This is a genomic window from Nonomuraea sp. IBHARD001 (assembly GCF_056106265.1).
In genome coordinates this window covers 4,985,316-5,011,176 of the sequence record NZ_JBWBBW010000002.1, presented here as the reverse complement: position 1 = coordinate 5,011,176, position 25,861 = coordinate 4,985,316, and the positions used below count along the sequence as shown (strand labels likewise).

Below are 25,861 nucleotides of genomic sequence, written 5' to 3'. Positions count from 1 at the left end.
CCGAACCTCAGCCCCGCAGCCGGGCCGTGAGGCTGTCGGTGCGGGCCCGGCTGCCCCAGAACCACTCCACGTGCGCGTGACGGCGCTGCTCGGTCAGCCAGGCGTCGAACAGGTGGCCTTCGATGAGCAGCCGGGTGGTCCGGTCCAGTACGGCGGGCTCGACGGCCAGGACGCGGGTGACGCCGTGGCCGCCGTCGGGCAGGCGGTCGGGGCCGAGCACGGTGCCGGTCCGGGCCCGGAGGGCGGGGTCGCCGTGCACGGCGACGAGGTCCTCGCGGTGGTTGCCCTCCATCCGGCAGGTGGCGAGCCCGGCCAGGACCGCCTCGGTCGCCAGGGCGATCGCGCCTTTCGCACCGGTTCGCGCGCCGCGCAGCCGGGTCGCGGCGGCATCGGCGAGCGCGGGGTCGCCGTAGCGGATCCTGAGGACGCGCAGCCGGTCGAAGGACCCGGCATGGGCCGCGAAGTGGGGCACGACCTGGTCGGCGGCCACGCGTGCGCGCACATTCGCCGCGGCGGCCTCGGTCGCGGCGATGCGTTCGAGGCGGGCGTGCGACAGGCCGCGCTCGGCCATCCACTCCCGCACCGATCCGGCCGTCACCAGCCCCCGGGCCCGGCGGAAGGCGTCGACGGCGGCCTGCAGCTCCTCGCCGGACACCGGCGGCGCCCAGGTGTCGACCGCCTGCTCGACCAGGCAGGCGTTGACCAGCCGCCTGGCCAGGCCGGTGTCGTTCCATAGGACGTCGAGCAGGGAGATGCCCTCCTCCATCAGCACGTCGGCGCCGTTGACCCGCAGCAGCAGCTGATCACCGGCGCGCTGGGCGCCGCGCAACGGCCAGGGGATCGCCCGGCCGGGTGCGAAGGCCAGCGACACCGTGCCGCCGGAGCAGGGGAGGAGCAGGTCGTAGTGGTGCTCGCCGGTCGCGGCCTCGCGCTGCCACACCAGCCGCATGCCGACCCCGGGATGAAGGGCGCGCAGCCGTTCCAGGTCCGCGCGTGCCTGCTGCGGCGCGGCGCCGGACACCTCGCGCAGCCAGCGCAACGCGTCGGCCAGCAGGGCGCCCGTGACCGGCTCGGTCATGATCTCTCCTCCATGAGCAGGTCGCAGACGGCCTCGCTGATCGGCAGGCCGGTGAAGTCCTCGATCCACATCCACTGCCCGCCCGGATTGACCTCGACGAACACGTACTCGCCGCCGGGCGTGAGGATCAGGTCGAAGGCGCCGAAGCACAGCCCCAGACGCTCCAGCATGGCCAGGCAGCGGCGGGCGACCTCCTCGGGCAGGGTGTGCACGCGATGCGGGGTGACACCGGCGTCGTAGCGACGCCAGTCCAGGCGCGACCGGTTCGACGCCTGGGAGTGGATCTCCGCCGCGAAGACGCGCTCACCCACCACGGTCACCCGCAGCTCCAGCCGCTTGGGCACGTACTGCTGCGCGATGACCGGGCACAGCCGCAGCGCGTCGGCATAGGCGAGGTCGCGGGGCGAGACCGGCTGGCAGTAGCGCGTGACCACGCCCCCGCCGACGTCGTCGACCCAGGGCCGGTACAGCGGTTTGGTGACGATCTCACCGTCGTGACGGTCGTGGAAGTCCCACAGCGCCTCGCCCCGCGTCGTGATCAACGTGTCCGGTACGGCGAAGCCGAGCTCGGCGGCCAGCGCGAGCTGCGACGGCTTGCGGGCGGCCCGCCTGAGCACCGACTCGGCGGCGGGCACCTTGCGGCAGGGCAGCTGCTCCCACACGTCCAGCGTCAGCGCCAGCGATTCGGCCGCGGCGTAGGCGGCCACGGCCGGGTCGGCGCCGGGGCCGGTGAGGTCGGGATGGGGGAGCGGCTGCCGCGGGCGGCGCCACCACAGGGCGTTCAGCGTGTCCAGGTCCAGCGTGCGCTCGGGCGTGATCAGCCGCCGCCCGCGCGGGCCGCCCGAGGTGTAGGCCAGCTCGAGGTGGGCGCGGGCGGGATAGTGCAGCGGATCGAACACCGTGACGCGGGCGCCGCGGCCGGACAGCAGGCCGTGCACCCGGTCGGCGTGGTGGTCGCCGTCGCCGGTGAGGACGAGAACGTGCGGGGCTGGCATGGCCGTTTCTCCGATGGTCTGCGGGGGAGTGCGAGGGCGCGCGGCCCTCGCACTCCGCTCCTGGCCGGCTTTCGCCGTACGGGAGGATCAGTCGTCGTGGCGGCAGACGCCGGGCGGGTCGGCGTAGGTGTAGGTGCCGTAGACCGGCATCGCGCCGCCGCTGAGACCGAGCAGCTCGCTCTCGTCGAGCTCGGCTCCGACGACAGAGATGTCGCCCAGTTCGGTGTGCGTCGTGAAGCTCATCTGTCCGTCCTTTCCTGAGACGTGGGAACGTTGTCGAGATCATCCTGGGCGGCCGATCTTGTGAGCCGGTTGGAAACGCCTGTCGCGCTCTTGTGCTCGGCTTGCGCCTACCGTGCGGCCAGGCGGGCGTACAGGCCGTCGAGCGCCAGCAGGGTGTCGTGGGTGCCCGACTCGACGATCCGGCCGCCGTCGAGCACCACGATCAGGTCGGCGTCGCGCACGGTGCTGAGGCGGTGGGCGATCACGATGCGGGTCTGGGCGAGCCGGCTCAGCGCGGCGTCGACGGCCGCCTCGGTCTCGGTGTCGAGCTGGCTGGTCGCCTCGTCGAGCAGCAGGACCGCCGGGCGCGGCAGCAGGGCCCTGGCCAGGGCGAGCCGTTGGCGCTGGCCGCCCGAGACGCCGCCGCCCTCGGCCAGGCGGGTGGCGTACCCCATGGGCATGGCGGCGATCTCCTCGTGCACGGCGGCCGTGCGGGCGGCCTCGACGACCCGTTCCATGGGGGCATCGGGCGCGGTCAGGGTGATGTTGTCGAAGATCGTCCCGGTGAACAGGGCGGGGTCCTGGGTGACCACCCCGAACCGGCCGTCGTCGGGCCCCGCGCCGTAGCGGATCTCGCCCTCGGTCGGGGTGAGCAGCCCGAGCAGCAGGCGGGCCAGGGTGGACTTGCCCGACCCCGAACGCCCGACGAGGGCGACCTTCTGTCCCGGGCGGATCCGCAGGTCGACGCCCCTGACGATCCACGGGCTCTCGCGTGCGTAGCGGAAGCCGATGCCGCGCAGCTCGATGCCCGCCTCCTGCGTGCCGCACACCCGGGACACGGGGGCGGGGTCGGGAGGGGTGTCCCAGATGTCGGAGAGGCGTTCGGCGTGCACCCGGGCGAGTTGCAGTCCGCGCAGGCTGCCGGTCAGGGCGGCCAGCGGTCCCAGCGTGGCCGCCACCAGGGCCAGGACGCCGAGCATCGCACCCGCGCTCATCTCGGCGCGCACCACCTGCCAGGCTCCCGCCCACAGCAGGGCCAGGGGAGTGGCGAAGCGCAGGGCCGACAGGATCGCGTCCTGCACGCCCTGGGCCAGTCCGGCACGCCGTACCTGGGTCATCTGGGCGTCGAGCAGTCGTGACCAGCGGTGCAGGACGCGCGGTCCGGCCCCGGCGGCCTGCACCGTTTCGATGCCACGAACGGTCTCGACGAGCAGGCCCTGGGCCTGGCTGCGGGCGTCGGTCTCGCGGTGGAGCAGGTCGGCGACCCGGCGGTGGGTGAGGGTGAGCACCAGGATCTGCGCCACGGCGAAGGCGGCGAGTATCGCGCCGAGCAGCGGCGCGCGCACCCCCACCATGATCAGATAGCCGAGCGCCAGCGGCCCGTCCAGCAGCGCCGTCAACGCCTGCCCGGTGAGGATCTCCCGCAACAGGCCCACCCCCGCGACCCGCGACACCAGATCGGCCGACCCGCGATGGGCGAAGAACCGGAACGGCAGCGCGAGCAGACGCCTGGCCAGCTCGTCCAGGAGCGCGGTGTCGGCCCGGGTCCGCAGCGCGACCATCGCCCACGCGCGCAGCACCCCGGCGGCGGGCTGGACGACGGCCATCACCACCAGCCCCGCCCCCAGCAGCGGCAGCAGCCCGGCCGCCCCCGCACCGAGCACCCGGTCGACGACGACCTCGGTCGCCGCCGGAAGGACCAGCCCGAGCGCCTGCACCACCACGCTCAGCATTACCAGTACGGCCAGCAGCCCCCGATGCCTGGCCACCACCACCCGCACGTACCGCGACCACCAGCTCGACGCCCCGCCGACCCGCTCCCTGACGAAACCCGGACCGGGCGCGAACGTCATCACCACGCCGCTGTGATCCCGGGCGAACTCGGCAGGGGTCAGCCCGACCCGGCCGAGCGCCGGGTCGACCACCACCACGCCTCGCGCCGACACCCGCTCGACCACCACGAAGTGACTGTGCCTCCAGTACGCCACCGCGGGCAGCGCCACCCGCGCCACCGCCCCGGCGGGCACCGAGCGCGCCCGAGTGTCCAGGCCGTGCGCCCGCGCGGTGCGGACCAGGGCCAGTGCGGTGACGCCGTCACGCCCCACGCCCATCTCCTCGGCCAGCACCCGGACCGGCACGTGCCGCCCGTGCGCGCCGAGGATCATCGCCAGGCACGCGGCCCCGCATTCGACCGTGCTCTGCTGCAGCGCCACCGGAACCTTCACAGGGCGGCACTCTGCACGGCGCTGCTTGGATCCGGCTTGCAGCGGGCTCGTCGGCCACCTCCGGACACGAGCCTGGCCGGGCCGCCCGGCCGGTGTTAGCGTGATGTGGATCACATGGTGAGGTTCGAGGGTGGGAGCGCGCCGTGACGGTGTCGGACGATGCAGGACCCGCGAGCACGACGGCGCCGACTCCGGAGGAGGTCGGCGCCACCTATGACCAGTTCGGCGATCTCTACGCGCTGACCATCGGGGACGTGGGCATCCACCTGGGCATGTGGACGCCGCCCGGCGAACGGGCCCCCGCCTCCACCCTCGCCGACCTGGCCAACCGGGCACAGGAACGGCAGACCGAGCACCACCTGCGCACCCTGGCCCTGAAGCCGGGCGATCACCTGCTCGACATCGGGTGCGGGACGGGCCGGCCCGCCGTCCAGGCCGCGTTGAGCGGCGGGGGCAGGGTCACGGGCGTCACCGTCAGCCGTGAGCAGATCAAGATCGCGACCTCGCTGGCCGAGGCCGAAGGCGTGGCCGACCGGGTGAGGTTCGTGCACGGCAACGCCATGGCGCTGGACTTCGCCGACGCGACGTTCGACGCGGCGCTGTCGATCGAGGCGTTCGCCCACTTCTCCGACCGGCCGCGCGGCTTCCACGAGGCGGCGCGGGTGCTCAGGCCGGGCGGGATCTTCCTGATGAGCGACTTCACCCTGATCGGCGTGCCGACGCCCGAGGAGCTCGACGCCTACGTGCGCACCTGGTGCTGCCCGGCGCCGACGACGCTGCCCGGCCTGGTCGCGATGGCGGAGGCGGCCGGGTTCGAGGTGCTCAGGGCCGAGAGCATGACCCAGAACTGCGCCTTCACCGGCCACCTCATGGGCCTGCTCTACCAGGAGCGCCGCGCCGACATCGTCGCGCGTTACGGCGAGGAGGCCGTCGCCCACATGGACCTCGCCGTCCCCCTCGTCCGCGCGTTCATCGCCGACCACCTCGGCTCCTACCTGTTCCTGCTGCGCAAACCGGCCTGACGGCGGGCGCGCCGGAGGCCGCGGGGTCAGCGGCGTCCCCGGAACGTGCGTCGCAGGTCGGCGATCCACTCGCCGGGGATCTCCCAGGGGATGAAGTGGCCGCCGTGCTCGTGCACGGTGAGGTTGACGTGGTTGTACCAGGCGGCGCGGTCGGTGCCGAGGAAGTGGGCCACGCGCTCGGCGGTCGTGACGCCCGGCGGGTTCTCGTAGGCGACGAACGTGACGCCCGTGGGCGCCTGGACAACCGGCAGGCGGTCGTGCGAGGGGGTCCACGGGTAGCGGTTGTTGTTGGCGTAGGTGCGGATCGAGGTGCCGATCGTGTTGTTCGCCCAGAAGATCATGGCATGGGTGAGCAGGTCGTCCTTGGTGAACACGGTCTCGATGTCGCCGCCGTTGTCGCTCCAGCTCATCCAGCGCCGCAGGATCCAGGCGAGCATCCCGGCGGGCGAGTCCGACAGTCCGTACGCCAGCGTGCCTGAGTCCAGCACGTGCGCGGCCAGATGCACGGCGAAGCGCCGGTCGTGGGCCACGATCCGGGCGTGGACGTCGGGCGGCAGGCCTTCGGGTATGGGCCTGCCGCCGCTGAGGTCCCAGGCCCGGTCGCCGTTGAACAGGTCGAGCTTCAGCGCCGAGCCGATGTGCAGGGCGTGCAGCTCGCCGGGGTACTTGTGCCCGAGCTGCCCGGTGATCAACGCCCCGACGTCGCACCCGGCGGCGGCGTAGCGCCTGTGGCCGAGCACCTCCGTCATCAGCGTGTGCCACAGATCGGCGATCTTCCAGAAGTTCATGTCCGGCCGTCCGGTCAGCGGCGCCGAGAACCCGAACCCCGGCAGCGAAGGCACGATCACCTCGAACGCCTCGGCCGGATCGCCCCCGTACGCCCCGGGATCGGCCAGCGGATCGACGACCTTGGACCAGTGCCAGAACGTCCACGGCCAGCCGTGCGTGAGGATGAGCGGCGTCGGGTCGGGCCCGGCGCCCGGACGGCGCATGAAGTGCACCGGAACGCCGTCGACCTCGACCCGGTAGTGCTCGTAGGCGTTGATCGCCGCCTCGGCCGCGCGCCAGTCGTAGCCGTCGTGCCAGTACTCGACCAGCTCCTGCAGATAGCGCCGGTCGACGCCGTAGTAGGAGTCGTCGTTGCCCTCGTCGTCCGGCCATCGGGTGGCGGCGAGCCGCCTGCGTAAGTCGGTGAGCACGTCGTCCGGCACCTGGACGGGCGTCGGCGTCAGGGGCAGGGGCATGCCGGTCATCCTCGCTGGTCGTCGTCGTGGTTGCGGCCGAGTGCGGCGATGCGGTGCAGTACGGGCAGCGCGGCGGCGATCGCGGCGCGCTCGTCGGCCGTGAGCCGCAGCAGGACCGGGGCCAGCCTGGCCACCCGGTCGGCGCGCCGGGCGGCGACGATCTGCGCGCCCGCCGCGGTGATGTGCACGAGCACGGCCCGGCCGTCACGCGGGTCGGGCCGCCGCTCGACCAGGCCGTCGTCCTCAAGCCTGGTCACCATCTGGGTGATGCCCGGCTGGGTGACCTGCTCGGTCGCGGTCAGCTCGCCGAGCCGCATCGGACCGCGCCCGGCCAGCGTGTGCAGGACGGACAGGGTGGTGAAGCTGAGCCGCTGGACCGACGGCAGCCGGATGTAGAAGCCGTTGAACTCCTCCACGGCCGCCGCCATCTCGCCCGGATCCAGCTCGGGCCTGTCCTGCCCCGTCATGCTCATGGCCGAAATGTAGCAGCAATTTATATAAATCCCTAATGTAAAGCAGGCTGGAAATAGAACCCCCTAGGGGTATGTTATCGTCGCTCGCAGACATACCCCATGGGGGTAACCTCAGGCCCTGTCCGAGAAAGGAAAACGGCATGGACGCCGTCAATCCGCGTAGGTGGTGGGCGCTCATCGTGCTCGCCACCGCCCAGTTCATGGTCATCATGGACACCTCGATCATCGGTGTCGCCCTCCCCGACATGCAGCGCGAACTCGGCTTCTCGCCCAGCGGTCTGCAGTGGGTGTTCAACGCCTACGTCATCGCGTTCGGCGGCTTACTGCTCCTCGGCGGACGCCTGTCCGACCTGTTCGGCGCCCGCCGGGTCTTCACCACCGGATGGCTCGTCCTGATCGCCGGATCGGTGCTGGCCGCCGCCGCGAGCACCGCCTGGGTGGAGATCCTGGGCCGCGCGGTCCAAGGCGTCGGCGGCGCGCTGATCGCACCGGCCTCCATGACACTGCTGATGATGCTGTTCGGGCACACGCCCAAGGAACTGGGCAAGGCCATGGCCCTGTACGGCGCCGCGGCCCCGGCGGGCGGCACGGCCGGTGTGTTCCTCGGCGGGGTCATCACCGAGTACCTGAGCTGGCCGTGGGTCTTCATCGTCTACGTCCCGATCGGCCTGGCGACGCTGGCGGCCGTGCCCGCGCTGCTGCCCGCCGTACAGGGCAGGCGGGGGTCGGTCGACGTGCTCGGCGCGGTCGCGGTGACCGGGGGGATCGCGCTGGCCGTCTACACCATCGTGCGTGCTCCAGGGCAGAGCGTGAGTGTGACGCTGCTGGAGGCGGCGGGCGCGGTGGTGCTGCTCGGGCTGTTCCTCGTCCTCCAGCGCAGGGTGCGCGAGCCGCTCATGCCGCTCGGCATCTGGCGCACGCCCGGACTGGCGACCGCGAACCTGGCGATGGCGCTGCTCGGCGCGGCGTGGATCCCGATGTGGTACTTCCTCAACCTCTACCTGCAGCAGGTTCTCGGCTACGGCGCCTTCCCCAGCGGGGCCGCGCTGCTGCCCATGACCGTCGCGATCATGATCTTCATGATCGGTGTCACCGCCCGGCTGCTCGGCAGGTTCGGCGCAAAGCCGCTCATCGTGGTCGGACTGCTGGTGCTGGCCGCGGGCGTGGCCGGGTTGTCGCTGGTACGGCCGGACGGGGCGTTCGTGAGCGATGTGCTGCCCGCCTCGCTGGTGGCCGCGGTCGGGATGTCGCTGGCCTACATTCCGGCGATGATGTCGGCCATGTCCGGCGCGCGGCCGGAGGAGAGCGGTCTGGCCTCGGGCATCGTCAACACCACCTACCAGGTCGGCTCCGCGCTCGGCCTGGCCCTGATGACCGCCGTCGCCACCTCGCGGGGCGCGGCCGAACTCGGCGACCCGGCCAGGCTCACCGACGGCTTCCAGGCCGCCTTCGCCGGTGCCGCCGCCGTGGCCCTGCTCGGCGCCCTGCTGTCCGCCCTCCTCATCCGCAGGAGCAAGGCCGTACCCGCGCAGGTGTGAGCCGCCCGTGCCGGGGCCGGCCAACGGCCGCCCAACGGCGCCGCCCTACGGTGGCGCCACGAACCGGCCCCAGCAAGGGAGAGCACCACATGTCTGTCCACGCATACCGCCGAACCGGCCGCGGAGCGGCATTCGCCCTCGCCGCCGCCGCGACCCTGACCCTGCTGGCGGCCACCCCTGCCGGTGCGGGCGTGTACGGCCCCTACACCTACAAGAACGTGGCCTCGGGCAAGTGCCTGGTGGGCAGCCACTCCGGGGTGTGGCTGGGCTCCAACCTCTGCGCCGCTAAGAGCGCGGACAAGTGGAAGGTCACCACCTACCCCAGCGGCACGGTGTCGCTCATGCACGTGTCGACCGGCAGGTGCCTGGACGTCGACCTGGACAAGAAGATCTCCCTGAACCACTGCAACAACAGCAACTACCAGGCCTTCTACGAGGACAAGAGTGCGGGCGCCACCGTCCGCAGCTACAAGCCGCTCCACCACGCCGCCCTCTGCCTCGGCGCGGTCGAGGGAGCGCCCGACATGATCGGCAGGATCACCCTCATGGCGTGCGGCAGCGACAGGGCGCGCTGGGTGCAGACGAAGGTGTAGTTGACGGGTCTCCTGTCGAAGGGGGCGGGCTGTCACGAAAGGAGGGAAAGGCGGCAGGCCCGAGAGGCGTCAGAGGGATCGGGTGGCATCCAGTGGGCGCAGGCGGCGCCAGACGATGTCGAGGCCGCTCTCGCCCGGCGCCAGGGGCAGTCTGGCCATCTGGCGTCTGACCTCGACGAAACCGGCCCGTCTGGCCACCGCGCCGCTCGCCGCGTTGGCCGCGTCGTGCACGATCTCGACATAGGTCACACCGGGCAGGGTGAACGCCTGCTCGGTCAGGGCGGTGGCGGCCAGCGTCGCCAGGCCCTGGCCGGTCGCGGCCGGATGCAGCCAGTAGCCGATCTCCCGGCCGGTCGGGTCGGAGTCGCCGAACACCGAGCAGCTGCCCACGACGTCGCCGCGCCGGGTGATGGCGTAGTTGTAGGCCTCGCCGCGATCCCATTGCGGGCCGCAGCCGGTGAGGAAGGCCGCCGTGGCCAGCCTGCTGTGACCCGCGACCCACGGCATCCAGGGCGTCAGGTGCTCCAGCGACTCCTCGATGAGCCGGAAGAGCACGGCGAAGTCCCGTGTCAGCCGCCAGCGCCGCAGGACTACCTCGCCCCTGTCGATCACCGGTTGCAGCCCCATGCCGTCGATGGTCGCCAACGGCCGCCGCCGCCCGCAACGCGTTTTCAGCAGCTTCTACGCACCCGGGTTCCGGTCCTGCCCGAACCGCGTTCGCCGGGTGATCCGGACGGGGCCATAACGGCGTCCTATGGAGAGGTGGTTGGTACTCGCGGAGCCGTTCTCGGTGGAGTTTGGAAGTGATCTCCTGAGAGGAACTCCCACTGATGAAGCGTGTGTTCAGATCGGCCGCCGTCGCCGCCTTGTCCGCGACGATGATCACCACGATGGCGTCCGCGCCGTCGCAGGCGGCGCCACCCCCACCCACCCCTTCGGTATTCGCCCCGCCGACGGCCGAACAGCGCCAGGCCGCCCTTTCCACCTCACAGTCGGTCCTGGCCGACAGGGCCGCGGAGTTACGCACGACCGGCGCCGACTCCTACGTCCTGAGCAGGACCGTCGCCGGAGCCCAGGGCCTGCAGTACCTCTCCTACCGGCGGGTCCACGCCGGATTGCCGGTATACGGCGGTGATGTCATCGTCAACACCGACCGCGACGGCACCCTCGTCCACGACGTGGTCACCGGCCAGCGTGCCGCGATCACCGTTGGCACCAAGCCCGTCCTGACCGCGCAGGCGGCGCTGGCCAAGGCCAGGGCCCAGGTGCGCGACGCCTCCGGCTCGGAGGCGCCCGTCCTGGTCGTGCACGCGGCGGGCGCGAAGCCGGTGCTGGCCTGGGAGGTCAAGGTCACCGGCAGGGGAGAGGGCGACAGGCCGAGCGTGCTGCGCGTGTTCGTCGACGCCACCGACGGCTCGATCGTCGACACGGTGGAGAACGTCAGGCAGATCGAGGTCGAGGCCGACGGCCACCACAACGGCCGGGTGAAGATCGAGGTCACCGGCACCCCCGAGAGCTACACCATGGTCGACCCGACCAGGTCCGGCCTGGCCTGCGGCAGTATGACCGGCGAGTCCTACCGCTACCCGCCCGAGGTGCCCGACCGGCTGTTCAAGGCCTGCGTCGACGTCATGTACGGCGCGCAACGCGAATGGGACATGCTGCGCGCCTGGCTGGGCCGCAACGGATTCGACGGCGCGGGCAGAGGCTGGCCCGCCAGGGTCGGCTTCAACGACGTCGCGGCGTACTGGGGCGACACCCACGCCGTCTTCGGCCGCAACCAGCCCAACACCGCCGAACTCACCTCGATGGACGTCGTCGCCCACGAGTACGGCCACGGCATCTTCCAGACGTCCGGCTCGGGCGGCGCGGGCAGCGGCAACGAGGCGGGCACGCTCAACGAGTCGACCGCCGACATCTTCGGCGCGCTGACCGAGCACTACGCCAACAACCCGGTCGACACGCCCGACTACACGGTCGGCGAGTCGGTCGACATCTTCGGCACCGGCCCGATCCGCTACATGTACGACCCGTCGCTCGCCGGGCACCCCAACTGCTTCTCCTCCACCATCCCGGGCGCCGAGCCGCACGAGGCATCGGGTGTGCAGAACCACTGGTTCTACCTGCTCGCCGAGGGCACCAACCCGGTCGGTAAGCCGGCCAGCCCGGTGTGCGCCGGGCCCGCCGTGCTCGGCGGGATCGGCATCCACAAGGCCGGGATGATCTACATGGCCGGGCTCAACCTCAAGACCGTGCCGTGGACGCACGCCAAGGCCAGGGCCGCCACCGTGCGCGCCGCGGCGGCGCTGTTCCCCACCTCCTGCGCCGAGTACAACGCGGTGAAGGCGGCCTGGAACGCGGTCAACGTGCCTCCGGCCCAGGCCGAGCCGATCTGCGACGGCGCCGGGTTCGAGATCCAGGTCAACCCGTCGTCCGGCCGTGCCCTCCCCGGTCAGGCGGTCACCACCACGATCGAGACCAGGGCCACCGGCCCCACCCGCGACGTCATCACCTTCGCCGCGACCCAGCTGCCTCCCGGCGTGGCGCCGTCGTTCAACCCCTCGGCCGTCAACGCGGGCGACCCCTCCACCCTCACGCTGATGACGTCGGCGACGACGGCTCCCGGCACCTACACCATCCGCATCCTGGCCGACGGCCGCCAGGTCGACAGGGAGGCGACCTACACCCTCGTCGTCGAGGCCCCGCCGAGCCCGCCCGCCTGGAAGGCGTGGAAGCACTATGCCAAGGGCGACAAGGTCACCTACCGCGGTGTGATCTACCGCTGCCGCGTGGCCCACACCTCGCTGCCGAACTGGACACCGCCCGCCGTACCCGCGCTGTGGAGCCGGGTCTGACCCGCTGAACCGTCAGGCCGCGCTCCGCTCGGGCGCGGCCTGACCTCGCGTGATGAGATGATTACATGGAGTCATGTCTCTTGTGCTCTCCGTGAGCGTGCCTGACGAGCTGGTCGCGGCGCGGCTGCGCGATCCCTATCCGTATTTCGCGTGGTTGCGCGAGCACGCGCCCTTCCACCGGGAGCTCAGCCCGAGCGGCCTGCCGGTATGGCAGGTCACCAGGTACGACGACGTGCACCGGCTGCTGGCCGATCCCCGGCTGAGCAAGGGGCAGGCGGGGGAGTGCGGGGCCAGGGCGGCGGGGCCGCAGAGCCTGCGCCACAACCTGGTCAATGCCGACCCGCCCGACCACACCAGGCTCAGGCGCCTGGTGAGCAAGGCGTTCGCGCCCGCCAGGGTGGCGGCGCTGCGGCCGCTGATCGAGGCCAGGGCCGATGAGCTGCTCGACAGGCTGCCCGAGGGGCGGGCCGATCTCGTCGGCGACTTCGCGGCTCCGCTGGCGTTCGCGATGATCCGCACGATCCTGGGTGTGCCCGACCGGCTCGCCGGGCCGCAGTTGCGCACGATGTTGCTCGACAGTCTCGCGGGCGACACCGCGGGCCGGGAGGCGCAGGCCGATCTGGAGCGTCGGCTGCACGCCTATCTGAGTGAGCTGGTGGAGTTCAAACGGCGTGAGGGCGGCGGCGCCGACGGCGATCTGCTCGGCCTGCTCGTCGAGGCCTGCGACAGCGGGGAGGCGCTGACGCCCGACGAGCTCGTCGGCACCGCCTACATCCTGCTGCTCGTCGGGCACGACACGACCGTCAACCTGATCGGCAACGGCATGCTCGCCCTGCTGCGCGACCCCGGGAGCCTGGAGCTGCTGCGGGCCGGGCCCGATGTCGCGGGCTCGGCGGTGGAGGAGCTGCTGCGCTACGACGCTCCCGTGCGCAAGGCCACGTTCCGGGTCGCCGCCGAGCCGATCGAGACGCCTTCTGGTCGCATCCCGGCGGGCGAGGTGGTCAGCCTGGTGATCGGCTCGGCCAACCGCGATCCCGCCCGTTTCGCCGACCCGGACACGCTCGACCTGCTGCGCCGTCCCAACGAGCACCTGTCGCTCGGCAGGGGCCCGCACTTCTGCATCGGCGCGGCGCTGGCCAGGCTCGAAGGCGTCGTGGCCTTCCCTCTGCTGGCCAGGCGCCTGGCGGGAGCCCGGCTCGCGGTGCCCGCCGAGCGGCTGCGGTGGCGGCCTTCGCGGGTCATGCGCGGTCTGGAGAGCCTGCCGATCACCCGCTCAGCTGCGGCGGATCATCACCCGTGAGGTGAGCGCGAGCCCCGCGCACGCCCATGCGGCCAGCACGGCGAAGGGCAGCGGGCTGACCCCCGTGGGCGGGACGAGCACCGTCTCCCTGATGACCTGGGCCATCGAGGCGAACGGCAGCACCTCGTGCACCGAGGCCAGCCAGGCCGGCATGCGATCGGCGGGGAAGTTGATCGGCGCGAACACCAGGGCGAGCATGACGACCGCCTGCGTGATCAGATTGGTGGTCTGCGGCCGGGTGGCGTAGGCGATGCCGTACCCGATCGCGACCGAGCCGAGCGCCACCAGCAGCACGGCGGGGACGAGCAGCGGGCTGAGCCTGAAGGTCATCCCGTAGCGCAGCGCCGCCACGATCGCGGCCGCCGCCACACCGGGCAGCGCCACCAGCACCCACACGGTGGCGTCGGCGGCCAGCATCGCCATGCGTGGGACCGGCATCGTCCTCTGGTAGTCGAGCACCCCGGCGATCTTCTGCTGCGAGACGGTCTGCGGCGTGACGACCATGCCCATGAGCACGAGGGTGAACGTCATGCCGCCGGTCGTCAGGTACAGCACGGTGACCGCATCGGCCCGCGGCACCAGGAAGGAGAAGCCGACGACGATCGCCGCGGCCATCCCCGTCTGCAGCAGCACCACGAAGGGCAGCGTCGACCTGCGCTGCAGCAGCCCCCAGCGCAGGAGCAGGCCATAGCTACGCGACCAGTGCCGCATCGGCCCTCCCCGGTTCGTCGGTGCGGGCGCCCACGAGTGCGACGTAGACGTCTTCGAGGCTGGTCGGGGTCAGCGCGTAGGACTCGATCTCGTCCTGCCGGTGCAGCGCCTGGACGTACGCGATGGTCTCCATGGCCTGCGCGGAGGCGATCGCGGCGGTGACGCGCCGCCCCGAGTGCGTGCGGGCGGAGGGGAAGCGCCGCAGCAGTGCGGCGACCGTCTCGTCGCCGCCCGCCACGACCTCCAGGCGCAGCGTGTCGCGCTCGGGCCCCCTGATCTGCGCCGGACTGCCCTGGGCGAGCACCCGGCCCCGGTCGAGTACGGCCAGCCGGTCGACGGCGCGCTCGGCCTCGACGACATTGTGGGTGACCAGCAGGACGGCGCGGCCGTCGTCGGCGAGTGCCCGCACCTGCTGCCACAGCAGCTTGCGGCGCACCGGGTCGACGTCGTTGGTCGGCTCGTCGAACAGCACCAGCCGCCCCGGCTCGACCGCGGCCATGCAGAAGGCCGTCAGCCTGCGCACCCCGCCCGACAGATGGTCGCAGACCCGGTCGGCCCACGGCTGCAGCTCCAGCGCGTCGATGAGGTGCCGGGCCCGCCGCCGTGCCTCGGCCCGCCCGAGCCCGCGTACCCGTGCCATGAACTCCACCGCCTGTCTCGGCGTCACGCCCTCCAGCGGGGCCGAGGACTGCGGCTGCACCGAGCACAGCCGCCTGGCGATCGCCGGTGCGGCGACCACGTCGTGCCCGTCGATCGTGATCGAGCCCGAGGTGGGTCTGGCCAGGCCGACGATCTGGTTGAGGAGTGTCGACTTGCCCGCGCCGTTGTGCCCGAGCAGCCCGAACACCGATCCGGCCGCGACCTCGATCGAGATGTCGTCGTTGGCGCGCACCCGTCCGTAGTCCTTGGTGACGTGCTCGACCCTGAGCAGGCTCACGACTCGCCTCCGGCCCGGTAGGGGAAGCCCTGGATCTGGATGGCGACCAGCTCGGCGTCGCCCGCGTCGCTCGGCCGCTCGCGGTAGCGGTCGATGAGGTCGCGCAACTCCTCGCGCAGGGCGTCGAGCGAGGCGGGGTCGAGGGTGAGGCCGTCCTCGAAGGTGAGCACGGCGGCCCGGCGCCAGGCGTGCGACCACTCCTGCTCGAAGAACTGCCCGGCCCTGCGCATCTGCAGGCCGATGACCGAGTCGATGAGCACCTTGGTCGCCTCCGACAGCTCCGGGTCGGCCAGCATGTCGGCGCCGTCCACGCCCCACAGCGGTGTCACGGCCTGCCACCAGCGCTCGCGCCGGGTGCCGCGCTCGGCGACCTCCTCGATGAAGCCGTGCTCGGCCAGCTTCTGCAGGTGCCAGCTGGTCGAGCCCGACCGCACGTTCAGGCGCTCGGCGAGTGTGGTCGAGGTGGCCGGGCCCTCCAGCCTGAGCAGGTCGAGGATCTGCACCCTCAGCGGGTGCGCCAGGCCGCGCAGGGCGTGCGCGTCCAGGTTGCGGTGCGTGTACGGCATGGCGGAACACTATCTTGCCAAGAGCTCTTGGCCAAGACCTCTTGGCAAGATGGGATCGTCAGGCGGACGTCACCTGGAGGCGGTAGGGCCGGTAGACCAGTCCCGTCGTCCACTCCACCGACTCCGGTGTCCCCGTCAGGCGCAGGGCGGGACGTCGCGTGACCAGCGCCTTGACCGCCTCGGTCAGCTCCACCCTGGCCAGGGCGGCGGCCAGGCAGCGGTGCGGGCCGTACCCGAAGGCCACGTGCGGGTGCGGCGGGTGCTCGGTGAAGCGGTGGATGTCGAAACGGCCGGGGTCGGGGAAGGCGGCCGGGTCGTGGTTGGCGGCGTTGAGGTCGGGCATGACGACCGTCCCGGCGCACAGCGAGCCGCCGGGCACCTCGACGTCCTGGGTGAGCCTGCGCATGAAGGCGCTGGCCGGAGGCCCGTCGTAGCGCAGGATCTCCTCGACGGCCGTCGCGGTGAGCGAGGGGTCGGCGACGAGCTCCTCCCACTGCGGGCGGTGCAGCAGCAGCCTGAACACACCCCTGCCGATCATCGACGCGGTCGTCTCGTGCCCGGCCGTGATGAGCGAGAACACGGTGTTGACCAGTTCGCCCTCGCTCAGCCTGTCGCCCTCGTCCCTGGCCTGGACGAGCAGGTCGATGAGCTCCTCGCCCGGCGCGGCCCGGTGCTCGGCGACCAGGCGGGTGGCGTAGGACATGAAGTCGGCGTAGGCCTGGTGGCGGACCTGTTCGTCGGCCGTCGAGGTGGTCAGGAACAGGTCGGTCCAGCGGCGGAACCTGGGGTAGTCGGCCATGGGGATGCCGAGCATGAGGCAGATCACCCGGCCGGGCAGCTGCAGCGCGTAGTCCTCCATCAGCTCGAACTCCTCGCCGAGCCCGTCGAGCAGGTCCTCGGCGATCCGGGTGACCCGGGGCCGCCACGGCTCGATCCGGCGCGGGGTGAAGGTGCCCTGCATGATCCGGCGGTAGCGCGTGTGCTCGGGCGGGTCCTGGTTGACCAGGGAGTCGGGGTCGTCGTCGATGCCGATGCCGCTGACGAACCTGGGCAGGCCCGGCAGCCGCAGGTTCCTGCTGGAGGCGGGCGAGGCCAGCAGCGCGCGCACGTCCTCGTAGCCGACGGCCAGCGGGACCAGGTCGCCGCTCGGCATCGCGGCGGGGGCGAGCGGCCCGGACTCGCGCCGGTGCGCGAACTCGGGAGAGGGGGTGCCCAGCGGGCCCGGCTTCAGGTCGGGCCATTCTCGCGTCGGATCCGGCTCAGCGGTCATCGCCACCCTTTCCGTCCCGGACGGCCCCGATGGGCCGCCCCAGCGGAACGTACGAAAGCAGATGCGGACCGTCAACCGTGTGAAATCCACTGGGTGGCGGTGCGGAATCACTCTGGGCGCCCGGCGCCGCACTGGTTAGCGTGTGGGGCGCCCGTCACAGATCGCACCAGGAGGTGGACATCGTGAGACTCGCCCGACGATGGAGTGTGGTCGCTGCCGCGGCGCTGCTCGCCGTGGCGCTGACGCCCGCGCCCGCCGCGTGGGCCGCGGGGGAGCACACCTGCTTCTGGGCCGAGCGCACCCCGAGCTCGGAGGGCTACGGCCTGTCCGGCTTCGGCTGCGACGGCTGGGGGCTGGCCGGGGTGGTGATCACCGTGCAGTTCGGCCCGGCCGCCGGTGTGCACACCTGTCGCACGGTCTTCCCGTGGAACGGGTCCATAGGGGCCTCCTATTGCCATGAGGGGGGCATATCACCGGAGTAGGGGTCAATTGACACATTCCCCTGACATGGGGTCACGCATACCGTGACAACACCCCCCAATGTCCGAGGAGACCCCATGACAAGAGCCCTCCGTATCACGCTCTCCATCGTCCTCAGCCTCACCTTCCTGCTGATCAGCGCGCCCGCGCACGCCGTGTCCATGGTCAGGGTGCTCAAGTACGACGCCAGCAGGGCGGCCGAGTTCAGGGGCGCGGTGGACCAGGCCGCCCAGATCTGGAACTCCAGCGTGAGCAACGTCAGGCTCGTCCCCGGCACACCGGCCCAGTTCGTGGTCTACGCCGACAACGGCTGGCCCAGGGCGCTGCCCACCAGCCTCGGCAGGGGCACGGTGTGGATCGGCAGGCAGGCCACCCAGCAGGGGCACAACGCCCTGCGCATCGCCACCCACGAGATCGGCCACATCCTGGGCCTGCCCGACCGGCGCACCGGCCGGTGCACGGACCTGATGTCGGGTGCGAGCGCGGGCACGAGCTGCACCAACCCCAACCCCAATGCGGCCGAGCGGGCCGAGGTCGACCGTAACTTCGCCGGAGCCACTCCGCTGGTGGAGTTCGACACGCTGCACGTGGACCGCTGACCGCGGCAACACACCGGGAACAGGCCGTGAGGACATGGACCTCACGGCCTTCTCACGTCCCGAGCGCGAAAAGCCGATGCGCACGACACGGTCGCCGGGCTAGTTTCGGCCGCATGAAGGAGCGGCCCGAAGGGCTGGACGACGACGACCTCGCCCAGGCGCTGACGGCCTGGGACGTCGGGCCCGTCTCGCTCGCGCACACGCCCGTGGGCTTCGGCGACCACCACTGGATCGCGACCGGCGAGCAGGCGCGCTGGTTCGTCACCGTGTCCGACCTGCGGGCCAAGACGCACTGCGGCGACGGCACGGCCGCCGCATGGCACGGCCTGCGCCGCGCGATGGACACCGCACTGGCCTTGGGCGAGCACCCGTTCGTGGTGGCGCCGCTGCCCACCCGCGAAGGCCGCAGCGCCGTCAGGCTCGGCGCCCATCACGCCGTCGCGCTCTTCCCCCACCTCGACGGCCTGGACGGGCAGTACGGCCAGGAGCGGACCGAGCGCGAACGCGGTGAGATCGTCGACCTGCTGGCCGCCCTGCACGCCGCCCCCGCCCCGGCCGTCGCCCCCGTCCAGGCGCCCGAGCTGTGGACCAGGGCCAGGCTCGACACCGCACTGGCCGAGCTCGGCGTCCCCTGGCACGGCGGGCCGTACTCCGAGCCGGCCAGGCAGTTGCTCGCCGCACGCGTGGACGGGCTGCGGGCGCTGCTGGCCGGATACGACGAGACGGTCGCACGTGTGCGGGCCGACGGCGGCGCGCTCGTCCTCACGCACGGCGAGCCGCACCCCGGCAACCTGCTGCGCCTGGACGAAGGGTGGCGCCTGGTCGACTGGGACACCGCCGGCCTGGCCGTACCTGAGCGTGACCTGTGGCTGCTCACCGGCGGCGAGCAGGACCTCGACCACTACGAACAGGCGACGGGCAGACGGCCGGACCGCCAGGCCATCGCGATGTACGGCATGCGGTGGGACCTGGAGGAGATCGCCGTCTACACCGACGCCTTCAGGAGCGCGCACGGCGACGGCCCGGACGCACGGCAGTCCTGGGACGAGCTCGTCTCGATCCTGACCCGCCTGACCTGACGAAGAATGCGAAGGTAAAGAGCTTTCGACCCCACATTGACGTACCCGGCGAGAAGAGCAGGGTATCGACGCGTTCGGACGTCAGAAGTGCATTCTCGGGGGAGAACGACGATGAGCGACACATCATCCAGGGGTGTGACCACCACCAACGCGGGCACGGAGGTGGCGAGCGACGAGCATTCGCTCAGCGTCGGCCGCGACGGCCCGATCGCCCTGCACGACATCTACCTCATCGAGAAGATGGCGCAGTTCAACCGCGAACGTGTGCCCGAGCGGGTCGTGCACGCCAAGGGCGGCGGCGCCTACGGCACGTTCGAGACGACGGCCGACGTCAGTCAGTACACCTGCGCCGACCTGTTCCAGCCGGGCCGCAGCACGCCGATGCTGGCCAGGTTCTCCAGTGTGGCGGGCGAGCTCGGCAGCCCCGACACCTGGCGCGACCCGCGCGGCTTCGCGCTGAAGTTCTACACCCGGCACGGCAACTACGACATGGTCGGCAACAACACCCCGGTGTTCTTCATGCGCGACCCGAACAAGTTCCAGGACTTCATCCGCTCGCAGAAGCGCCATCCCGAGACCCACCTGCGCGACAACAACATGCAGTGGGACTACTGGTCGCTCTCGCCCGAGTCGGCGCACCAGGTGACCTGGCTGATGGGCGACCGGGGCATCCCGCGCAATTGGCGGCACATGGACGGCTTCTCCTCCCACACCTACATGTGGATCAACGCCGGGGGCGAGAAGGTCTGGGTGAAATACCACTTCCTCACCGACCAGGGCAACGAGTTCTACACCCAGGCCGAGGCCGACGCCATGGTCGCGCAGGACACCGACCACTACCTGCGCGACCTGCGCGAGGCCATCGCCAGGGGCGAGCACCCGTCGTGGACGCTCAAGGTGCAGATCATGCCGCTGGCGGACGCGGCCGGCTACCGGTTCAACCCGTTCGACCTGACCAAGGTATGGCCGCACGGCGACTACCCGCTGATCGAGGTCGGGCGGATGACGCTGAACGAGAACCCGCCCGACTATCACGTGCACATCGAACAGGCCGCGTTCGAGCCGTCGAACCTCGTGCCCGGCATCGGGCCTTCGCCGGACAAGATGCTGCTCGGGCGGCTGTTCTCCTACCCCGACACCCATCGCTACCGGATCGGCGTGAACTACAACGAGCTGCCGCCGAACCGGCCGCGCGTCGAGGTGCGCTCCTATGCCAAGGACGGGCCGATGCGGCAGGTCCCGGCCAATGTCGGCGCGGTCTACCACCCCAACTCCTACGGCGGGCCCGAGGCCGCCTCGCAGCAGGGCGCCGACTACGCGAGCTGGCAGGTGGCGGGCGCGGACCTGGTCCGCGAGGCCTACTCCGCGCACCCGGAGGACGACGACTTCCGCCAGGCCAACGACCTGATCAACAAGGTGATGGACCAGGCGGCCCGCGACCGCCTGGTGAGCAATGTCGTCGGCCATCTGTCCCAGGGCGTCACCGACGAGGTGCTCGGCAACGCCCTGGCGTACTGGCGCAGCATCGACCGGACGGTCGGGGACCGGATCGCGGCCGGGATGGGCAGGGGCTGAGCGATCAGCCGGAGCGATCAGTCGATGGTGTCGCCGCCGTCGACCGGCACCACGATGCCGGTGACGTAGGAGGAGCGGTCGCCCGCCAGCCAGAGCGCGGCCTGCGCCTGCTCCTCCGGCTCGGCCGCCCGGCCCATCGGGATGCGGTCGAGCACCATCGCGGCCTGCTCGGGCACCTCGTTCGTCCAGGAGGCCACGGCGGGCGTGAGCGTCATGCCCGGCGCGACCGCGTTGACGCGGATTCCGGCGCGGGCGTTCTCCAGGGCGGCGGTCTTGGTCAGGCCGATCACACCCCACTTGGCCGAGACGTAGGCCGACAGGCCGTACTGCCCGGTCAGGCCCGCGGTCGAGGCGATGTTGACGATACTGCCGCCGGTGCCCTGGGCCTGCATGCGGGCGATCTGGTGCTTGAGGCCGAACATCACGCCGACCAGATCGATCTGCAGGACCTTGTCCCAGTTGGCAGCGGTCTGCTCGGTGACCGGGGCGGTCGGCGCGGACAGCCCGGCGTTGTTGACCGCGAAGTCGAGCGAGCCGTACTGCTCGCCCACGGTCTCGACCAGGGTCCTGGCGTCGTCCTCGGAGGCGGCGTCGGCGCGTACGGCGAAGGCGGTGCCGCCCGCGCGCTCGATCTGCTGGACGGTCTCCTTGGCCGCGGCCTCGTTGATGTCGGCCACCACCACCCGTGCGCCCTCGGCGGCGAACGTCGCGGCGATCGCACGCCCGATGCCGCTTCCCGCGCCTGTGACGAGTCCGTTCTTGCCTTCGAGCAGCTTCATCGCCGCATCCCCCCACGCTGTCGCCCGCCCCATGTGCGCAGGTCAGAGCGCACGGGGCGGCACTTTCCGCTTACCTTTGCGACAGCGCGGTCAGGGGGAAGAATATTCCGTTCAGTGATCGTCGCCTCACGCTGCGGCAAAGGTCGCAGATCGGGCCGTGCGGCAGGCGGTCTCGCGCCGTGCCGGTCTTCTACCATGGCGTGATCATCAGGTGGGGTGGAGGTCCGGGCGATGGGCAAGAGACTGGCGCGCAAGCCGTACGAGAAGGAGCTCTTCCGGCTGCAGGGGGAGCTGGTGAAGATGCAGGAGTGGGTACGCGCCGAGCGGCAGCGGGTGGTCATCGTCTTCGAGGGGCGCGACGCGGCGGGCAAGGGCGGGACCATCAAGCGCGTGTCGGAGTACCTCAACCCCCGGGTGGCCCGGATCGCGGCCCTGCCCGCGCCGAACGACCGCGAGCGCTCGGAGTGGTACTTCCAGCGCTATGTCGCCCATCTGCCCGCGGCGGGCGAGATCACGCTGTTCAACCGGAGCTGGTACAACCGTGCGGGCGTGGAGAAGGTGATGGGTTTCTGCACGCAGGAGGAGTACACCAGGTTCCTGCACCAGTGCCCGATCTTCGAACGCCTGCTCGTCGAGGACGGCGTGCTGCTGCGTAAGTACTGGTTCTCGGTCAGCGACGAGGAGCAGGAACGGCGCTTCAACGCCAGGCTCGACGACCCGATGCGCCGCTGGAAGCTCTCGCCGATGGACCTGGAGTCGATCACCCGCTGGGAGGACTACTCCAAGGCCAAGGACGAGATGCTCGTGCACACCGACATCCCCGAGGCGCCCTGGTACGACGTCGAGAGCGAGGACAAGCGCCGGGCCAGGATCAATATGATCTCGCACCTGCTGTCCACGATTCCCTACCAGCCGGTCAAGCCGCCCAAGCTGCGCATCCCGGCCAGGCCGCCCGCCTCCGGCTACCGCAGGCCGCCTCGCCGTGCGGAGACCGAAGTGCCGGACGCGGCGGCGAAACTGGACGACTGAGCCTTTTCTCCGGCGGGCGCGGTAAAAGGCGCCGGGGGCTTGAAGAAGCCGGGGGCTTGAAGAATGAGGGTGTCTTCAATCCCCGGGTTTTAGTCAAGGCCCCCGGGTTTACGTCAAGGCCGGAGAGAGGGGCTCTCCGGCCTTTTGTCGGACAATGTGTTGTGCGCATGCCCGGAGCGGCGCGCCGCTCCGGGCATGCGGCCAAGTACCCACCGAGTACTTGGGTGGCTGCGGCGCGTGGCTAGGTCGGGCCGGTGCCCTGTGTCCTGGCCCGGTTGTCGAGTGTCTTGATGGCGCCGAGCAGGTCGGCGTGTGCGGTGCGGTAGCGCGCGGTCGCGCTGGCGGCGTGTGCGGGCGTGGGCGGCGCGTGACCGTTGCCGCCCTCCAGGACGTCGTGCAGAATTTCGGCCTGGCGGGCCAGATGACGGGCTTTGGCTTCGAGATCCGCAGCGGCTGCGGCTAGGTCGGACATGGAACTCTCCTGACTCTCAGGCTGACCAATAGTCGCTCATTGTAGTCACGTGAACACGGGCTGCCAAGATAGCCGGATCGCCGGTCCGGCCATTTCTTTTTCCGCTGTTTGAATCGGTCGCGGCCGATTTAGTGACGCCATTCTTGACGCCCTTTCGCCGGGTTGGCGACGGTGTCCCGAGGGGGAGGAGACCGATGACCGTGGGTAACGATTTGATGCACTTGCGCAACCAGATGGGCTCCGCCGTCGTCTCGTTAGGTATGAGAATCGCGTGGATCAGGCTGTTGGCCAGGTTGCGACAGCATCGTCTGAACAGGACGCGCAGCCACTCCGGGCTGTCGCTGGAGTTCCTCTATGCGAGGTTCGGGCGCGACATCCTGGCGCAGGCGGCGGCCGATCCGGCCCTGTCGGAGGCGATCGCCAGGGAGATGTCGGCCCTGGACCAGGCGATCGAGGCCGAGGGCATGCCGCCGGACCCGGTGGCGCTGCAGGCCTTCCTCGCCGGATACGGGCAGGGCGTCATCGACCTGGCGGTCATCAGGCCGGACCTCGTCGCCCAGGACACCAGCTGCGGCAGCGTCTACCCCAGCTCCGTCGTCAGGCTCGGCGCGCTCACCCAGCGTGCCTTCGCCGGTGGCCTGCTCACGATGACACCGCCGCCCGCCGACGGGTTGAGCGAGGACCGCCATCCTTGATCGACACAGGTCGGGGACCCCGCGACGCATGGCCGGGCTCGGCTCTGGGTAAGGTAACCCTCACCTAAATTAGGTATGGCTCACCCCCAGGAGCGTTCACGTGTTCGCCAGCTACCTCATCGGCTTGCGGGAAGGGCTGGAAGCGACGCTGGTGGTGTCGATTCTGGTGGCGTTCCTGGTCAAGAGCGACCGGCGCGACAAACTGCCGCTGGTGTGGATCGGGGTCGCCGCCGCGGTGGCGCTGTCGATCGGCTTCGGCGCCCTGCTGTCGTTCACCGCCGCCCGGCTCCAGTACGAGCACCAGGAGCTGTTCGAGGCCGTGGCGTCGATCGCGGCCACGGTGTTCGTCACCTGGATGATCTTCTGGATGCGAGGGGCGGCCAGAAGGATCTCCGGGGACCTGCGGGCCAAGCTCGGCGAAGCCTTGCAGGTCGGATCGGTCGCGGTGGCCGTGATGGCCTTCCTGTCGGTGGTCAGGGAGGGGCTGGAGACCTCGCTGCTGTTCTTCGCCTCGGCCCAGGGCGCGGCCACCACCTCGACGCCGCTGATCGGCATCAGCCTCGGCATCCTCACCTCGATCGTGATCGGCTGGGGCATCTACGCCAGTGCGATCAGGGTCAACCTCACCACGTTCTTCACCTGGACCGGCCTGCTGCTGATCCTGGTCGCCGGTGGCATCCTCAAGTACGGCGTGCACGACCTCCAGGAGGCGGGCATCCTGCCCGGCCTGAACGTCCAGGCCTTCGACATCAGCGCCGTGCTCGACCCCGGCGCCTGGTACTCGGCGCTGCTCGGCGGCATGTTCAACATCACGGCCCAGCCGACCGTGCTCGAGGTCGTGGCCTGGGCGGCGTATGTCGTGCCCGTCCTCTTCCTCTTCCTCAGGCCGGTCGGCGACAAGGCCGCCCCCCAGCCCGTTTCGTGATCAGGAGTACTCCCATGCGCAAGTCCCTCCTCCTCGGGGCGCTCGCCCTGGCCACCCTCACCGCGTGCGCGGGCGTGGAGAGCTCCGGGACCGCCGGACCCTCGGGTGCGGCAGCCGCCGCGCCCGGCAAGGTCGCGGTGGCGGCCAACGACACCGAGTGCGCGGTCGCCTCGGCCGAGGTCGCCGCGGGCACCTCCACCTTCGCGATCACCAACGGCGGCAGCAAGGTCACCGAGTTCTACGTCTTCGCCGCGGGCGACCGCGTGATGGGCGAGGTGGAGAACATCGTCCCCGGCCTGACCCGCGAACTCGTCGTCGAACTGCCCGCGGGCACGTACGAGACGGCCTGCAAGCCGGGCATGATCGGCAAGGGCATCCGCAACGCGCTCAAGGTCACCGGTCAGCACACGCCGCTGTCGGACGACGCCGCACTCGCGGGCGCGGCGGCCAGCTACCAGCGTTACGTCAAGAGCCAGACCGACGCGCTGCTGGTCAAGACGCAGGAGTTCGTCGACGCGGTGAAGGCGGGCGACGCGGAGAAGGCCAAGACGCTCTTCCCGATCTCGCGCACGTACTGGGAGCGCATCGAGCCCGTCGCGGAGATCTTCGGCGACCTCGACCCCAAGATCGACGGCCGCGAGGAGGTCATCGAGGAGGGCATGGAGTTCACCGGGTACCACCGCCTGGAGAAGGACCTCTGGCAGACCAAGGACATCTCCTCCTCCGGCCCGATGGCCGATCGGCTCATGGCGGACGTGAAGCTCGTCGTGGAGAAGGCCAACGCCGAGAAGCTCTCCCCGCTGCAGCTCGGCAACGGCGCCAAGGAGCTGCTCGACGAGGTCGCGACCGGCAAGATCACCGGTGAGGAGGACCGCTACTCCCACACCGACCTGTGGGACTTCGCGGCCAACCTGGCCGGTTCCAAGGCCGCCGTGCAGGCGCTGCGTCCCGTGCTCGAGGAGCGGGCGCCGGACCTGGTCAAGACGCTGGACGAGAAGTTCGCCGGAGCCGAGAGCGCGCTGGAGGCGCACCGCAAGGGCGACGGCTGGAAGCTGCACACGGAGCTGTCCAAGCAGGAGCTGAAGGTCCTGTCCGACGCGATCAACGCGCTCGGCGAGCCGGTCAGCAAGATCTCGGCCGTCGTCGCCAAGTAGCGGGCGGGCACGGAGCGCGGGCGCGGCGGGGAAAGGGGAGATCGT

The 25,861-nt window shown here is 71.0% G+C and carries 26 protein-coding genes; 13 read left to right on the top strand and 13 right to left on the bottom strand.

Annotation, left to right across the window (positions count from 1 at the left end):
• Positions 1-7: 7 nt before the first annotated feature.
• From ACTWNK_RS24925 to ACTWNK_RS24910, 4 genes are all read right to left on the bottom strand, one after another.
• Positions 8-1,078 carry a TIGR04500 family putative peptide maturation system protein gene (locus ACTWNK_RS24925; RefSeq protein ID WP_474306924.1) on the bottom strand — a complete coding sequence of 357 codons (1,071 nt, stop codon included), beginning with the start codon at positions 1,076-1,078 and terminating at the stop codon, positions 8-10.
• The gene (locus tag ACTWNK_RS24920; protein WP_474306923.1) at positions 1,075-2,073 is read right to left on the bottom strand and encodes an MvdC/MvdD family ATP grasp protein; all 999 of its coding nucleotides are present in this window, start codon (positions 2,071-2,073) and stop codon (positions 1,075-1,077) included. Before ACTWNK_RS24920 ends, ACTWNK_RS24925 begins: the two co-directional genes overlap by 4 nt.
• 87 nt (positions 2,074-2,160) lie before the next feature.
• Positions 2,161-2,316: a hypothetical protein gene (locus tag ACTWNK_RS24915; protein ID WP_474306922.1), complete on the bottom strand. Its 156-nt coding sequence runs from the start codon at positions 2,314-2,316 to the stop codon at positions 2,161-2,163.
• Between the two features lie 107 nt (positions 2,317-2,423).
• Entirely contained in the window at positions 2,424-4,520 is a 2,097-nt protein-coding gene (locus ACTWNK_RS24910; RefSeq protein WP_474306921.1) for a peptidase domain-containing ABC transporter, read from the bottom strand.
• A 143-nt stretch (positions 4,521-4,663) separates the two neighbouring features.
• Between ACTWNK_RS24910 and ACTWNK_RS24905 the strand changes: the two genes are divergently transcribed.
• Positions 4,664-5,542: a methyltransferase domain-containing protein gene (locus ACTWNK_RS24905; protein WP_474306920.1), complete on the top strand. Its 879-nt coding sequence runs from the start codon at positions 4,664-4,666 to the stop codon at positions 5,540-5,542.
• A 26-nt stretch (positions 5,543-5,568) separates the two neighbouring features.
• Here ACTWNK_RS24905 and ACTWNK_RS24900 read toward each other — a convergent pair whose 3' ends face one another.
• Entirely contained in the window at positions 5,569-6,786 is a 1,218-nt protein-coding gene (locus tag ACTWNK_RS24900) for an epoxide hydrolase family protein (RefSeq protein ID WP_474306919.1), read from the bottom strand.
• Between the two features lie 5 nt (positions 6,787-6,791).
• The gene (locus ACTWNK_RS24895) at positions 6,792-7,259 is read right to left on the bottom strand and encodes a MarR family winged helix-turn-helix transcriptional regulator (RefSeq protein ID WP_474306918.1); all 468 of its coding nucleotides are present in this window, start codon (positions 7,257-7,259) and stop codon (positions 6,792-6,794) included.
• A 140-nt stretch (positions 7,260-7,399) separates the two neighbouring features.
• Here ACTWNK_RS24895 and ACTWNK_RS24890 point away from each other — a divergent pair, with 140 nt between their 5' ends.
• Together ACTWNK_RS24890 and ACTWNK_RS24885 are read left to right on the top strand one after the other, a co-directional pair.
• Positions 7,400-8,797: an MFS transporter gene (locus ACTWNK_RS24890; protein WP_474306917.1), complete on the top strand. Its 1,398-nt coding sequence runs from the start codon at positions 7,400-7,402 to the stop codon at positions 8,795-8,797.
• 89 nt (positions 8,798-8,886) lie between these two features.
• Entirely contained in the window at positions 8,887-9,390 is a 504-nt protein-coding gene (locus ACTWNK_RS24885; protein WP_474306916.1) for an RICIN domain-containing protein, read from the top strand.
• A 69-nt stretch (positions 9,391-9,459) separates the two neighbouring features.
• Here the strand turns inward: ACTWNK_RS24885 and ACTWNK_RS24880 are convergent, their stop codons facing one another.
• Entirely contained in the window at positions 9,460-10,017 is a 558-nt protein-coding gene (locus tag ACTWNK_RS24880) for a GNAT family N-acetyltransferase (protein ID WP_474306914.1), read from the bottom strand.
• 203 nt (positions 10,018-10,220) lie between these two features.
• Between ACTWNK_RS24880 and ACTWNK_RS24875 the strand changes: the two genes are divergently transcribed.
• Positions 10,221-12,245 carry a M4 family metallopeptidase gene (locus ACTWNK_RS24875; RefSeq protein ID WP_474306913.1) on the top strand — a complete coding sequence of 675 codons (2,025 nt, stop codon included), beginning with the start codon at positions 10,221-10,223 and terminating at the stop codon, positions 12,243-12,245.
• 91 nt (positions 12,246-12,336) lie between these two features.
• Entirely contained in the window at positions 12,337-13,545 is a 1,209-nt protein-coding gene (locus ACTWNK_RS24870) for a cytochrome P450 family protein (RefSeq protein ID WP_474306912.1), read from the top strand.
• Here the strand turns inward: ACTWNK_RS24870 and ACTWNK_RS24865 are convergent.
• From ACTWNK_RS24865 to ACTWNK_RS24850, 4 genes are read right to left on the bottom strand one after another with little or no spacing between them, the layout of a single operon-like run.
• Positions 13,519-14,256, bottom strand: a complete 738-nt coding sequence (locus ACTWNK_RS24865) for an ABC transporter permease (RefSeq protein ID WP_474306911.1) — start codon at positions 14,254-14,256, stop codon at positions 13,519-13,521. The two genes, ACTWNK_RS24870 and ACTWNK_RS24865, sit on opposite strands and share 27 nt — an antisense overlap.
• Positions 14,237-15,193, bottom strand: a complete 957-nt coding sequence (locus ACTWNK_RS24860) for an ABC transporter ATP-binding protein (RefSeq protein ID WP_474306910.1) — start codon at positions 15,191-15,193, stop codon at positions 14,237-14,239. The genes ACTWNK_RS24865 and ACTWNK_RS24860 overlap by 20 nt, the downstream gene beginning before the upstream one ends.
• Positions 15,190-15,759, bottom strand: coding sequence for an ArsR/SmtB family transcription factor (locus tag ACTWNK_RS24855; RefSeq protein ID WP_474306909.1), 570 nt, complete (start codon positions 15,757-15,759; stop codon positions 15,190-15,192). Before ACTWNK_RS24855 ends, ACTWNK_RS24860 begins: the two co-directional genes overlap by 4 nt.
• Before the next feature lie 58 nt (positions 15,760-15,817).
• Complete coding sequence (locus tag ACTWNK_RS24850) at positions 15,818-17,029, bottom strand: cytochrome P450 (RefSeq protein ID WP_474306908.1); 1,212 nt, start codon at positions 17,027-17,029, stop codon at positions 15,818-15,820.
• Positions 17,030-17,211: 182 nt separating this feature from the next.
• On the opposite strand from ACTWNK_RS24850, the gene ACTWNK_RS24845 reads away from it, so the two are divergent.
• The 4 genes from ACTWNK_RS24845 to ACTWNK_RS24830 all read left to right on the top strand — a co-directional run bounded on the left by ACTWNK_RS24845 (position 17,212) and on the right by ACTWNK_RS24830 (position 20,762).
• Positions 17,212-17,511, top strand: coding sequence for a hypothetical protein (locus tag ACTWNK_RS24845; RefSeq protein WP_474306907.1), 300 nt, complete (start codon positions 17,212-17,214; stop codon positions 17,509-17,511).
• A 75-nt stretch (positions 17,512-17,586) separates the two neighbouring features.
• Complete coding sequence (locus tag ACTWNK_RS24840) at positions 17,587-18,108, top strand: snapalysin family zinc-dependent metalloprotease (protein WP_474306906.1); 522 nt, start codon at positions 17,587-17,589, stop codon at positions 18,106-18,108.
• Between the two features lie 113 nt (positions 18,109-18,221).
• Entirely contained in the window at positions 18,222-19,187 is a 966-nt protein-coding gene (locus tag ACTWNK_RS24835; protein WP_474306905.1) for a phosphotransferase, read from the top strand.
• A 111-nt stretch (positions 19,188-19,298) separates the two neighbouring features.
• Entirely contained in the window at positions 19,299-20,762 is a 1,464-nt protein-coding gene (locus tag ACTWNK_RS24830; RefSeq protein ID WP_474306904.1) for a catalase, read from the top strand.
• A gap of 17 nt (positions 20,763-20,779) precedes the next feature.
• Here ACTWNK_RS24830 and ACTWNK_RS24825 read toward each other — a convergent pair whose 3' ends face one another.
• Positions 20,780-21,541 carry an SDR family NAD(P)-dependent oxidoreductase gene (locus ACTWNK_RS24825; protein WP_474306903.1) on the bottom strand — a complete coding sequence of 254 codons (762 nt, stop codon included), beginning with the start codon at positions 21,539-21,541 and terminating at the stop codon, positions 20,780-20,782.
• A gap of 231 nt (positions 21,542-21,772) precedes the next feature.
• Between ACTWNK_RS24825 and ppk2 the strand changes: the two genes are divergently transcribed.
• The gene (gene ppk2 / locus ACTWNK_RS24820) at positions 21,773-22,570 is read left to right on the top strand and encodes a polyphosphate kinase 2 (protein ID WP_474306902.1); all 798 of its coding nucleotides are present in this window, start codon (positions 21,773-21,775) and stop codon (positions 22,568-22,570) included.
• Between the two features lie 241 nt (positions 22,571-22,811).
• On the opposite strand, the gene ACTWNK_RS24815 is transcribed toward ppk2, so the two are convergent.
• Entirely contained in the window at positions 22,812-23,042 is a 231-nt protein-coding gene (locus tag ACTWNK_RS24815; protein ID WP_474306900.1) for a hypothetical protein, read from the bottom strand.
• A 293-nt stretch (positions 23,043-23,335) separates the two neighbouring features.
• Here ACTWNK_RS24815 and ACTWNK_RS24810 point away from each other — a divergent pair, with 293 nt between their 5' ends.
• From ACTWNK_RS24810 to efeO, 3 genes are all read left to right on the top strand, one after another.
• Positions 23,336-23,737 carry a hypothetical protein gene (locus ACTWNK_RS24810; protein ID WP_474306898.1) on the top strand — a complete coding sequence of 134 codons (402 nt, stop codon included), beginning with the start codon at positions 23,336-23,338 and terminating at the stop codon, positions 23,735-23,737.
• A 100-nt stretch (positions 23,738-23,837) separates the two neighbouring features.
• On the top strand, positions 23,838-24,662 hold the full coding sequence (gene efeU / locus ACTWNK_RS24805; protein WP_474306897.1) for an iron uptake transporter permease EfeU: 825 nt from the start codon (positions 23,838-23,840) through the stop codon (positions 24,660-24,662).
• A gap of 14 nt (positions 24,663-24,676) precedes the next feature.
• Positions 24,677-25,816, top strand: coding sequence for an iron uptake system protein EfeO (efeO, locus tag ACTWNK_RS24800; RefSeq protein ID WP_474306896.1), 1,140 nt, complete (start codon positions 24,677-24,679; stop codon positions 25,814-25,816).
• The last annotated feature ends 45 nt before the right edge of the window (positions 25,817-25,861 follow it).